The following is a 12,025-nucleotide window of genomic DNA, read 5'->3' as shown; positions in this document are numbered from 1 at the left end:
TAAACCATGAGAAGCACAATTAAGATCAAATTATCCATCATGATGTTCCTGGAGTTTTTTATCTGGGGCGCGTGGTTTGTTTCATTAGGGCCTTTTTTAGCCCAAAACCTGCGTGCAACAGGTGTTGAAACCGGGTCTGTTTTTTCTACCCAATCGTGGGGAGCCATTATTGCCCCCTTCATTATTGGGTTAATTGCCGATAAGTATTTTAATGCCGAGAGAATACTGGCTGTGCTGCACATTGTTGGCGCTGTGCTAATGTATCAAATGTACAACGCTACAAGTGTTGGGGCGTTTTATCCTTATGTTTTGGGTTATATGATACTTTACATGCCAACCCTTGCGCTGGTTAATTCAGTATCATTCAATCAAATGCAGGATCCCGAGAAGAATTTCCCGGCTATACGCGTATGGGGTACTATAGGCTGGATAGTTGCCGGTGCTGCCATTAGTTATTTGTTGCATTGGGATTCTCCGCAATCGGTACAACAGGGCTTATTGAAAAATACTTTTCTTATGGCCAGTATTTCATCGTTAGTGTTGGGTTTGTTTAGCTTTACATTACCTGCTACGCCACCTAAAATAAAGGGCCAAAAAGTAAGTATTTCCCAGATGTTAGGGTTAGATGCCTTGAAATTACTAAAGGACAGGAATTTTTTAGTGTTCTTTATCGCATCTATACTTATTTGTATCCCATTAGCTTTTTATTATTCAAATGCCAGTAATTACCTGGTTGACCTGAAAATTGAGAAGCCGTTGCTTAAAATGACTATCGGCCAGTTTTCTGAAGCCGCATTTATACTTTGCCTTCCTTTGTTTTTCAAGAAATTTGGCATTAAGAAAACCATTTTAGTAGGTATGCTGGGTTGGGCACTACGCTATGCCCTGTTTGCCTACGGAAACGGTGGCGATTTAGCTTTTATGCTGATTGTAGGTATTGCGCTGCATGGTGTATGCTACGACTTCTTCTTTGTTGCAGGGCAAATATATACCGACTCGAAAGCGGGCCCGCAATACAAAAGCGCGGCCCAGGGTTTAATTACTTTGGCAACCTACGGTGTAGGTATGCTTATTGGTTTTTACGTTGCCGGATTAATATCTGATGCTTACAATTCGTCGGCCGGGCACGATTGGCGCATGATATGGCTGATACCAGCAGGTATTGCCGCGGTTGTAATGCTGTTGTTTGCCGCGCTGTTTAGGAACGGTGAGACAGTGAAAGCGGAGTAGCAATCAATTTCTCCCGATGTCATTTCGATTAGCGGGAGAAATCTTATCGCGCAGACATTTATTTACGTATAAGATTTTTTCCCTTCGGTCAAGAGAATAGTTCTCCTTGTACCCTCGTACGAAATGACATTTTGGTAAATTTGCTTATGATAATGAACAATACCATACTTAAAAAAGCCCTTTTAGGGCTTTTTGCGTTTGCAGGTGTGCAAGCTTTCGGTCAGCAAATTCATAGTATCACCAATATTCCTGATACTTCGTTCAGTTTTTACAGCGCTTATAAAAGTGTGAAGAAATCAAACCCGGAGGCTGCTATCCATCAGCTTAGTTTGGGTGATAGCGTAAATGCCATTCACAACGTTACTTATTGCACGGTAAACGGGCGCCAACTGCAGCTGGATGTGTTTTCACCTAAATATTATAAAGGTAAGCTGCCTGCTGTGCTGATGATATTTGGCGGGGGCTGGCGGTCAGGGAATCGGAGCATGCATGTACCGATGGCCATGTCGCTGGCTGCAAAGGGTTATATCGTCGCTACAGCCGATTATCGCTTATCAACCGAGGCTTTATACCCGGCGGCGGTGAATGATCTTAAAACAGCTATAAAATGGCTGCGCGTCAACGCTAAAAAATATCATATCGATCAAAGTAAGATAGCCACCTGGGGTTTCTCGGCAGGAGGGCAGTTAGCCGTATTGGTTGGGACGACAGGCGGCAGCCCGCTGTTCCCCGGCAATGGGGTATATGATAAGTATTCGGATAAAGTTCAGGCTATCGTTGATGTGGATGGTACACTGGCTTTCATCCATCCTGAATCGGGCGAGGGTGACGACAGCAAAAAAGTTTCAGCGGCTACTTATTGGTTTGGCTTTACAAAAAATCAACGGCCGGATCTGTGGCAGCAAGCCGCCGGTTTGAACCACGTAGATAAAAATACTCCGCCAACTTTATTTCTGAATAGCGGGGTAGCGCGCATGCATGCGGGGCGCGATGATTATAATCACAAATTAGATTCGCTGCATATTTACCATGAGGTACATACCTTTGCCGGTGCGCCGCACCCATTTATTTTGTTCGACCCGTGGTTTACGCCTGCACTGAATTATACGGTGACATTCTTGGATAAAGTGTTTAAAAACAAGCCTTAATATTTAGCTTTATACCGGCTTAATTTAGGTAGTTGCTTTTTTGAGCGGTTTAATTCGTATTGGTAAAGCACCTGTGCAATGTTTTTCATAAACGGCAGGCACACGGTAGTGTATTCGTACTTATTATCGTTATAGATCCCGTCCTCGTTTGATTGCACCACCGCCGACAGCAGGAATTCGGTTTTGGTTTTGAAGTTGACGATGTAAGCATTATCAATATCGTAACCATACGAATCGCCTATCTTATTAAAGATTCTGATATCGGGGTTAATTACAGCGCTGCTATCGCTGCCATAAAACAAGAACTTGCAATAGGCAGGGTAGTATTCAGGCCGATGATAAGTAGGATGTTCACTTTCGGTAGGATACATGCTCATATACTTATAAATGAACTTATAATCATCGTCTGTTAAGTTAAAGCGCTCTTCTTTAGGGAAGGCCTCGGGGAACATCAGGCGTTTCAGCACGGCTTGCTGATCAGCTAAAGGATAAACGTTTTTATCGGTAAAGTCAAACGGTTTCATCACCAGCTTATCGTTCCGGTCTAAATAACCTTTGCCTTGTAACAGGTTCTCTACATTAACCGGATAGTTGTTGTTATCCACTTGTTCAGGTTTGGTGTATATCAGCTTATTCCCGTTATAAAAGCGGATAGGGTTGGTATGCCGCGCACGGTCGTCCCCATCGCCAATGGCCAGGCGGCCTACTATCCGGGTGTCCTTTAATCCATATTTCTGTAGTTTTTTGTTGATCTCTTCACGTCCCACAAATTCATACAGGCGGTTATAAGCATCGTTGTCGCTTACCAGTAATATCTTTTTACCATAATTGCCGATGCTTGGCAAACCGTTTTTAGCGCTGGTATCTTTAGTTACGCAGGTTTGCCCGCGGTAGATGCTATCCGTGATCATGGCAGATTCCCGTGTAAGCCCTTTAACATTCAATTCATGCATTTTCTCCAGTGCGAATATTAGCGTGGGCAGTTTCACCGTACTGGCAGGGTAGAAGTAACGGTTGGGGTTTAAGCGGTAGCTGTATGATGTAAAATGCGGGATATTATGCTCATCCCTATCTATCTGCGTATATAGTATCTGCACCTCGTTATGCACGGGGTGTTTCAATATGCCTGCGAATAATTCAGGATGCGATTCCAATAAGTTTTTAAGGAAAACAGTGTCGGTTTGCTGGGCCATAGTGTTTAACGATAGCATAGATAAAAGCAGGATACAGAAGTTTTTCATAACAGCAATTGTAGTTTAAAAGTATAAGAAAGCCCCCGGTTTTAAGCGGGGGCCTCTTGTTTTAATGCAGATTTAAATCGTTCACATATAATTCTGCTTAACTATACATAGCGTCGTCACTTGACAAGGAAGAACGAAATGTAAGGTTTTTGAGTATTGGTTTTACCACTATACCCGCTGGCAAAAGCAGTGAAAACCCTTTGGTTAGCCGGTACACTGGTTGAAGAATAACTGGCCAATACCGTAGTCGAAGTTTTTGCCGCACCTGTTGCACGTACTTTAAACGTTTTATTAGTAGCTGTTTTTGGTATCAGGAAATCGGCGCTATTTTGCATAAATGCTACGTTGCTTACCAATAACGAATCTGAACTTTGGTCGGTAGTGGTTGCTGTGCCATAATACAAATCAATTGCAGGTACGTTTGGCATCAGGTTAACAAGGTGCATACGGCAGGTAGCAGTATCGGGCCTGGTTAGGTTTTCGGTAGTTAGTAGCGCTTTGGTATTAGCCAGGGTATCAGAAATATGAACCACATAGTTTTTCTGCGGTTCTAACTGAAAAGTACCGGTAAATAGTACCAATGAGTCTGTACCGTCGTATATCTTTTTAGGCTGCACGATAGATACTTTTACTGTACCTGCAGTTACAGCTAAAAAATCGGCTGTGTTACCGCCGCCTGTATTATAGCCGCCACCCGGGAAAGGGGTACGGGCGGTAATGGGCTGGCTTATGGCCTGATCGTTAACTTTAATAACTATTGCCCGGTTATTAGCATATTGCGATACGTAGTTTATCCTCAATACAGCTTCATCGCCAGTTAGTTTTACTTCATCGCCATAATCAGTCACGCCTTTTTTGCAGCTCGCTACTATTAACAGGGCTGCCAGCGCGCAAAATGGTATTAAAAATATCTTTTTCATTTCTTTTCTTTAAATGGTTAAAATTACGGTTGGCTAAACCAAAGTTCCTGAGTGCCATAAGTTACTAAGTTGCCACCAAATTTGGTTAACTCAGCAAGGTTCCAAACGAATTCGGAATTATAGCGTGGCCTGCAACGGTAAGCATACCTGCCGAACTGTAAATCGCTGGACGCAAGCTGATAATAGGTACGGAATACAGCCGGGCTGTAATGATATTTCCGCAAATCGCACCAGGTTTCAATGCTGCCCCAACCCCATTGTGCAATGTATTTCTGCTGCATAATATCAGCAATAGTAAGCGAGGCAGCATTTTGCGCAACCTCACTTGATGCCAGATAGGCGTTTACCTCAGTAGTGGCAATTGCAGGGTCAGGTATACTTTGGGTACGGCCATATTGGTTGTAAAAGTCCATTGAAGCTTTTATACCATTGATATAGGCAGTATAAGCAGTAGCCGCGTCTCCTTTAATAAACGCTGCTTCCGATTTGATAAACTGCATTTGAGCATAAGTCATGATAGGCCAACGTGCGCGGTCGGTAAAAATGTAACGACCGTTAAATAGAGTTGAACCCGTAGGTAAGGTGCCTAATACATTAGGGACGTTTGTAGTAGTGCTACCCTTAGTTGGTGTAACCGCGATATAAGTTGTGCCGGTTGGGTTACCTGTGCCACTGGTAGATGTGCCAGGAGTTAAATACCTGCTTAAACGCGGGTCTAAAGAAGTGGTTGGGCTTGGTGTTGGGGTGCCTCTAACACCGCCGGTTAATAAGCCTAAAATTGCGGTTGTTTGCCTGCAATAGTAGGTAGAGGTGTTTAACACCCCTGATGTTGAGCTTCCCGCGTTGGTTGGGCCAGCCAGGTTAACATCAGTTGTTCCTGAAGCCTGGAAGAATACGGTAGGATCTTCTGTTTCGTTGGCAAACGACAGATCTACATACTTAATAACACTGTCAGCATATTTGGTTTTAAACTCGGCTTTGTTAACCAAGTGGCCATATTGGGTTGCCAAAACTGCATATACAAATTTTTTCCATTTAGTCATGTTGCCTTGGTATATGCCATCGCCGCTTGGCCCAGCCAATGTTGCCGCATAGCTAATAGGGCTGGGGGTATTCATATACTTAAGGGCAAGGGCGCACCATTCTCTAACCTTAGGATAAACCTCGGGCTGGTCTTGGAATTTAAATGAAAGTTGATTGTTTTTAAAAGCGTCATCTAAAATAATAGGGCCATATTGGTCGGTAGTTATTTGGTAGGTCCATGCTTTAATTGCATAACCTATACCAGCGTACTCGTTTTTTTGATTAGCAACAGCATCATTGATCAGGTTTTCAAGGTTCAGGCCCATGTCAAAATAACACATACGCCAGGCCACACCGCCGGCATCGCTATTGGAAACATAACCGTGTTGTTCCCATGTGAGCGCTGCAGCAGCAGTACTTACCCCAGCAAAATTTTGTGTCATTTTAGAAATCGTGGTCCTTTGGTCCTGCCAAATATCATCATGCATCTGGAATTCAATTGGCGGCAAAAGCAATTCGGCTTTTACAATCTGCGGGGTTACCGGATTACTGTTTATATCCAGGTATTTTTTACAACCCGGGGCAATAATGAATACCATTATGGCCATTAAGGTGATATATACTTTTCTCATTGTCTTGTTATTATAATTTTACTCTTAAACCTAAGTTAAAACCAATAGGTTTACCAATGTTGCCATAATCAATTCCGTAACCACCAATACCACCCGAACCGGCAGTAAGCGAATTGCTTTCAGGGTCAAGACCGGTGTAGTTAGTGATCAGAATAGCATCAGTTACAGTGAAGAATACACCTAAAGTTTTAATGAACCCGGTTTTAGCTAAAGCTGATGGCGGGAAATCATAACCCAGGGTAGCATCGCGTAACCTGAAAGCCTTGATATTGTGCTCAACAAACACCTCTGGTGCAGGGTTTGTATAATAGCCCGAATTTGAATAAGGTGTAATTGCAATGTTGTTAGGAGTAGGGTGGTCGGTATTTTGTAAACCATCGTTAAGTACCCCGGTAATAACGCGTGGTGTTTCACGATCAAGAGTTTTAATACTGATACCCTTAGTATAAGCTTCAAACTCGGTTTGATTTACCACATCGCCACCATAGCGCAGATCCCAAAGCATTGAGAAGTTGAACCTTCCATATCTGAACTGGTTAACAATACCCAAAGTGAATTTAGGGGTCCTATCGCCAATAGGGTAGTAGGTAAGATCAGAAACAATTGGTAAACCGCTTGAAGGGCTGATAACCACCTGGCCATATTTGTTTCTGTCGTATCTCACACCGGTTACGGTTCCTGTACTGGCACCAGGAGTAGCGGCACTCCTTAATAAGCCAACAATTTGCGAGTCGGAATCATATAGTTCTGGAAGTTCTTCAGCCAGGGAAATTACAGTACCCCTGTTTTGGGTGTAGTTTAATTTTATATCCCAGTTAAACTTAGATGTTTTTACCGGAGTACCACTTAGCACAACCTCAATACCCCTGTTTCTTACCTCGCCACCATTCAATAGTTTCAAAATGAAACCACTACCATAGCTTAAGCGCGGGAAGATGATCTGGTGTATACTTTCAAGGTTATAGTAGTTAAAATCGATACCCAGGCGGTTATGTAAAAACTGCATCTCGATACCGGTTTCAAAGTTCCTGGTAGTTTCAGGTTTCAAATCGGGGTTACCGCCGTTCACAGATAAGGCGTAACCACCACCGGTAGTATTGGTACCTACATAGTTGCTACCCAATGCATATTGCCTGAAAGGGCCCTTACCGGTTAAAGCGTATGATATACGGTATTTACCATAATCTAAAAATGGTAAGGCATTTTTTACAGATTCAAGATCGGTAAAGTTGAAGGCCATAGAAGCTGATGGGTAACCGAAGAATGGATGGCCGTCGGCTTTTAAACCTGTAGCGGCGTTAATGCTTGGCATTAATTTAGAAACCCCGTCAACACGGCCTGTTAAAGTGAAATACAGTATGCTTTTGTAACCAAATATAGCCTGGGCGAAGAAGCCTTCGTCGTCATAACGGTTTACGTTAATGGCGGCCTGGCGTGTTAAAGGCAAAGTATTGTTAATACTGTAGAAGTTAGGATCGTAAAACTTGGTACCAGACTGTGAGTTAGTTGTACCGTTAAAATAATCAATAGTAGCACCTAAAATATAAGTTCCGGTAAACGAACCCATTTTAGATCTGGCTGTAGCTACTAATGATCCGTTGTATAGTTTAGAAAGATCCTGGTAGGTTAAGATATAACCACCTGTTGGTGCAGTAGAGCTACCTGAACCTTTGTATGATTGACCATTATATACGTTTGAACCAACGGTATTGGTAATATCTGCGCCAACTATAGCGTTAATAGACAGCCATTTGTTAGGTGTAATATTAAAGTTTACATTGCTAATAAAACGATCAACTTTATCTACCTGCGGGTCTTTGTTAACACTCCAAAGCGGGTTATCATACTCGTTGTAGATAGAAGAGAAGTGAGTAATACGATTACCGTTTGCATCCTGGTACTGCCTGATATCGAATGCCGGGCTAAAGCGTAACAGGCCCATTAATATACCATTGGCACCTTTATAACCCTTGGTGTTTGAAGAGTTAATATAGTTCATGGTGGTGGTAACTTTAAGCAACGGCGATATTACCGCGCTACCTGTTAAACGGGTAGAAAACCTCCTGTAATCGGTAGTAGGGATAACGCCCTGGTTATCGCTGTATTCGTTCGACCAACGGTAGGTCAGTTTATCGGTACCACCTTCTAAAGCAACATTTTGTTTCATTGCCTTACCAGTTTGAAAGAAGTTTTTATAGTTATCAAATATTGGCGTTCCTGGTAAAAATTTAGGGCCAAAAAAGTTTGATGTAGTACCAAGGAAAACACCGCCTGCATCACCCAGGTTATATTCTGTCTGTCTTTCAGGCGATTTAACCAGTTTTTCCAAACGATAAGAAGTGCTGTAGTTAACAGTACCTGTGCCGGCTTTGCCTTTTTTAGTGGTTATTAATATAGCACCACCAGCACCTGCGCTACCATAAAGCGCCGTTGCTTCAGGGCCCTTCATAATAGTATAGGTCTCAATATCTGCAGGGTTAATATCCATACCACGGTTTGAATAGTCCTGGTCGCGGTTGGCGCCCTGGCTTACTAACGCGAAGGTTTGGTTTAGCGTAGTATTATTAATAGGCACACCGTCAACTACTATCAGGGCGTTGTTATCACCGCTGATAGAGGTAAAACCCCTTAACACTATCTGTGCAGATGCGCCTGGGTTACCGCTGGTACTATTAATTGATAAACCGGCCACACGGCCTTGCAGACCACCAAAAAAGTCCTCGCGTTGGGTTTGTGATACATCATCGCCTTTAACTGTTTGCGCGGCATAACCTAAGCTTGCCTTATCACGGTTAATACCATAGGCGGTTACCACAACCTCATTAATGTTGCCGGCATCAGTCGCCATTTTAACGTTAATGGTGGTGTTGCTGCCTACAGTAATTTCCTGTTTAACCATGCCCACAAATGTGAAAACCAATACCTGGCCGGCATTGGCATTAATGTGGTAAACGCCATCTGTATTGGTTGAAACAGCGGCTGTACCGTTTTTTACTTTAACCGTTACCCCGGGTAAAGGGAAGCCATCTTCAGCAGAGGTTACTTTTCCTGTTATGGATATGGATTGTGCATAGGTTTGCATGGTCCAGCAACATAGTCCCAGGAAAAAAAAGAGTAAACTTTTTTTCATACGTGAATTGTTTGATTAGTAATTAGTTTGGTTATTATTTTATTATACGTTTTTGCCTGTAACAGCATTTTTATGCCAAATCATGCAAAAAAACGCAATGTTGCCAAGCAGCTAATAAAGATATGTAAAATAAATTTTAATTTTTGCATGAAATAGCTAATTTTATTTTTAAACCTTGCAAAAAAACGCAACTTTATCATTTTGTAAAAAGTACACTTTATTATGCTTAAAAAAGAACGTCATTCGCACATTATCAAGCAAGTAAACCTGCATAATAAAGTGTTGTCATCCGATTTGGCTATCGAACTAAATGTTTCGGAAGATACTATCCGCCGCGATTTAAATGAATTAGATGATTCGGGCCAAATTGTTAAAGTACACGGAGGGGCTTTATCCCGCTCGTATCATTATCCGTTCCAGCGTAATGATATTTATGCTGCCGATGCTAAAAAAGGGATTGCACGCAAAGCTATCAACCTGATAAAAGAAGGCATGGTGGTATTAACCGGTGGCGGCACTACTATAATAGAAATGGTAACCATGCTGCCAAAAGAATTATCGGTAACTATATATACTATTAGTCCGCCGGTGGCATTGCAATTGGCAGACCACCCCCTGATAAAAGTTGTGCTGATAGGCGGCGAACTTTCTAAAGACTCGCAGGTATGTGGGGGTAGCCAGGTGGTGAGTTACCTGAACGAAGTGAAATTTGATATCTGTTTCCTGGGTACCAACGGCATATCATGTAATGAAGGGGTAACAGACTCGGACATGGATATTGTACAGGTGAAAAAGGCCATGATAAAGGCATCAAAACGCCTGGTGATTATGTGCATAGCCGAAAAGCTAAATTCGGTGCAGCGTATGCGTGTATGCGAACTACAGCAAATCAACAGCCTGATAACCGATCTTGACCCTGCCGATAATATATTGCAGGCTTACCGGAAACAGCGTTTGCAACTTTATTAACGTTGCCAATTATTGGCACATAGCGTAAATCTTACAGCCGTGCGCATGTAACTTGTTGCGCAAAGTGTATTTTAGTGCCGAAATGGAAGCAAAAAACAATAAAAAAACTATCTGGGCGTGGTGTATGTTCGATTGGGCCAACCAATCCTACAATATGGTAATTACCTCTACCATATTCCCGGCCTATTATGTAGCAGTTACTACTAACGCCAAAAATGGTAATATGGTTAGTTTTTTTGGGCACAAATATGTGAATACAGTGCTTGAAACTTACATTTTAGGGTTATCCTATTTAATAGTAGTAGCCATATTACCCATACTAACTTCCATTGCCGATTACAGGGGCAACAAAAAACTATATCTGCAATTATTTACCTGGATGGGGAGTTTGGCTTGCGCCGGATTGTTCTTTTTTAAACCCAGCAGCCCATTGGAATTGCCGATGATCTGTTTCGGGTTGGCCTCTATTGGTTATTGCGGCGGTTTTGTGTTTTATAATTCTTACCTGCCGCAAATAGCCTCGGTAGATCAGCAGGACGCGGTAAGCGCCAAGGGTTTTATTTATGGCTTTTTGGGTAGTATTGTAGTACAGGTTATTTGCTTTATCCCGGTTTTGAAACCCGGATGGTTTGGCATAAACGATGATAATGGCCTGCCCGAGCGCATTGGCTTTTTAATTGTGTTTTTCTGGTGGATAGGCTTTGCCATTATTCCCTTTATTATATTGCCTAAGGGTACGCCCAATGCGGGTTCGCATAAATATAATGTGCTTACAGGCGGGTTTAAGGAATTGGCAAAGGTGTTTGGTAAAATAAAACAGATGCCTTTATTAAAGAGATTTCTCTCGGCTTTTTTCTTTTACTCGGTAGGTGTGCAAACCATTATGCTGGTAGCCGCCAGTTTTGCCGCTAAGGAACTGCATATGCCCGATGATGATCTGATCTCTATTATCCTTATTATACAGGTAGTGGCTATTATTGGGGCTTATATCACTTCCAAAGCATCTGAAAAATATGGTAACGTACGTACACTGATTTGCCTGGTGAGCATATGGACAATTTTATGTTGCCTGGTATATTTTATTACTACCGAAACCCAGTTTTATTTTGCCGCATTTGGCGTAGGGATAGTAATGGGAGGGGTGCAATCGTTATCGCGTTCTACATATTCCAAGTATTTGCCGCAAAATATCCCCGACACGGCATCGTATTTTAGTTTTTACGATGTCACCGAGAAAATATCTATAGTAGTGGGGCTATTCTGCTTTGCTTATGTTGAAGACCTGACACATAAAATGCGTAATTCGGCCCTGGCGCTGGATGGCTTTTTTGCTATTGGCTTATTAATGCTGATTGTGTTACTGGTGTCAGAAAACAGATCGGCAAGAACTAAACCGACTGTTGCAGTTTAGGCCGACCTTAGCTTTTGTTCGCCTGTTTTAATGCCACTTCCGTATATGGTCAATATTTGTTCCTGCTTTTTTATAGCAGTAATAATATGTTGCATTAATGCTTTATCAATAGCTCCAATAATTAACTTCCATTCGGCATCCTTATTTGTAGCCAGCCAGCATTGCTGCACTTCCGATACCGCCGATGGAATAATTATTTTATACAGTAACTGTTGCCGGTAGGTATGCTTTAATACTTTAGTTTCAAAATCCGTTCCTACATAGTTAAATTTAATAGGGAATATGGTGTTCTGATTGCTTTTCATATTATATAAACCCCAC

General features: G+C 42.2%; 9 protein-coding genes. 4 read left to right on the top strand and 5 right to left on the bottom strand.

Annotated features, from left to right (window positions below):
- Positions 1-6: 6 nt before the first annotated feature.
- Together IRJ18_RS13440 and IRJ18_RS13435 are read left to right on the top strand one after the other, a co-directional pair.
- Entirely contained in the window at positions 7-1,230 is a 1,224-nt protein-coding gene (locus tag IRJ18_RS13440; RefSeq protein WP_194106839.1) for a nucleoside permease, read from the top strand.
- Positions 1,231-1,382: 152 nt separating this feature from the next.
- Positions 1,383-2,378: an alpha/beta hydrolase gene (locus IRJ18_RS13435; protein WP_194106838.1), complete on the top strand. Its 996-nt coding sequence runs from the start codon at positions 1,383-1,385 to the stop codon at positions 2,376-2,378.
- Here IRJ18_RS13435 and IRJ18_RS13430 read toward each other — a convergent pair.
- The 4 genes from IRJ18_RS13430 to IRJ18_RS13415 all read right to left on the bottom strand — a co-directional run bounded on the left by IRJ18_RS13430 (position 2,375) and on the right by IRJ18_RS13415 (position 9,324).
- Complete coding sequence (locus IRJ18_RS13430) at positions 2,375-3,619, bottom strand: serine hydrolase (RefSeq protein WP_194106837.1); 1,245 nt, start codon at positions 3,617-3,619, stop codon at positions 2,375-2,377. The genes IRJ18_RS13435 and IRJ18_RS13430 overlap by 4 nt on opposite strands.
- A gap of 116 nt (positions 3,620-3,735) precedes the next feature.
- Positions 3,736-4,539, bottom strand: a complete 804-nt coding sequence (locus tag IRJ18_RS13425) for a DUF4397 domain-containing protein (RefSeq protein WP_194106836.1) — start codon at positions 4,537-4,539, stop codon at positions 3,736-3,738.
- A 23-nt stretch (positions 4,540-4,562) separates the two neighbouring features.
- Positions 4,563-6,194 carry a SusD/RagB family nutrient-binding outer membrane lipoprotein gene (locus IRJ18_RS13420; protein ID WP_194106835.1) on the bottom strand — a complete coding sequence of 544 codons (1,632 nt, stop codon included), beginning with the start codon at positions 6,192-6,194 and terminating at the stop codon, positions 4,563-4,565.
- A gap of 10 nt (positions 6,195-6,204) precedes the next feature.
- Positions 6,205-9,324 (bottom strand): SusC/RagA family TonB-linked outer membrane protein, encoded by a 3,120-nt coding sequence (locus IRJ18_RS13415; RefSeq protein ID WP_194106834.1) that lies wholly within the window; start codon positions 9,322-9,324, stop codon positions 6,205-6,207.
- A gap of 222 nt (positions 9,325-9,546) precedes the next feature.
- Here IRJ18_RS13415 and IRJ18_RS13410 point away from each other — a divergent pair, with 222 nt between their 5' ends.
- Positions 9,547-10,293, top strand: coding sequence for a DeoR/GlpR family DNA-binding transcription regulator (locus tag IRJ18_RS13410; RefSeq protein WP_194106833.1), 747 nt, complete (start codon positions 9,547-9,549; stop codon positions 10,291-10,293).
- Between the two features lie 82 nt (positions 10,294-10,375).
- Positions 10,376-11,704, top strand: coding sequence for an MFS transporter (locus IRJ18_RS13405; RefSeq protein ID WP_194106832.1), 1,329 nt, complete (start codon positions 10,376-10,378; stop codon positions 11,702-11,704).
- Here the strand turns inward: IRJ18_RS13405 and IRJ18_RS13400 are convergent.
- The gene (locus IRJ18_RS13400; protein ID WP_194106831.1) at positions 11,701-12,009 is read right to left on the bottom strand and encodes a hypothetical protein; all 309 of its coding nucleotides are present in this window, start codon (positions 12,007-12,009) and stop codon (positions 11,701-11,703) included. The two genes, IRJ18_RS13405 and IRJ18_RS13400, sit on opposite strands and share 4 nt — an antisense overlap.
- Between the last annotated feature and the right edge of the window lie 16 nt (positions 12,010-12,025).

It is taken from the genome of Mucilaginibacter boryungensis (genome assembly GCF_015221995.1).
Taxonomy (GTDB): Bacteria; Bacteroidota; Bacteroidia; order Sphingobacteriales; family Sphingobacteriaceae; genus Mucilaginibacter; species Mucilaginibacter boryungensis.
The sequence above is the reverse complement of the archived record's forward strand: the minus strand, read 5'-3'. Positions and strand labels throughout refer to the sequence as shown.

Coding starts and splice junctions, on each gene's coding strand:
- IRJ18_RS13400 (WP_194106831.1), bottom strand. CDS start 12,009: ATGAAAAGCAATCAGAACACCATATTCCCTATTAAATTTAACTATGTA.
- IRJ18_RS13410 (WP_194106833.1), top strand. CDS start 9,547: ATGCTTAAAAAAGAACGTCATTCGCACATTATCAAGCAAGTAAACCTG.
- IRJ18_RS13425 (WP_194106836.1), bottom strand. CDS start 4,539: ATGAAAAAGATATTTTTAATACCATTTTGCGCGCTGGCAGCCCTGTTA.
- IRJ18_RS13435 (WP_194106838.1), top strand. CDS start 1,383: ATGAACAATACCATACTTAAAAAAGCCCTTTTAGGGCTTTTTGCGTTT.
- IRJ18_RS13405 (WP_194106832.1), top strand. CDS start 10,376: ATGGAAGCAAAAAACAATAAAAAAACTATCTGGGCGTGGTGTATGTTC.
- IRJ18_RS13430 (WP_194106837.1), bottom strand. CDS start 3,619: ATGAAAAACTTCTGTATCCTGCTTTTATCTATGCTATCGTTAAACACT.
- IRJ18_RS13440 (WP_194106839.1), top strand. CDS start 7: ATGAGAAGCACAATTAAGATCAAATTATCCATCATGATGTTCCTGGAG.
- IRJ18_RS13415 (WP_194106834.1), bottom strand. CDS start 9,324: ATGAAAAAAAGTTTACTCTTTTTTTTCCTGGGACTATGTTGCTGGACC.
- IRJ18_RS13420 (WP_194106835.1), bottom strand. CDS start 6,194: ATGAGAAAAGTATATATCACCTTAATGGCCATAATGGTATTCATTATT.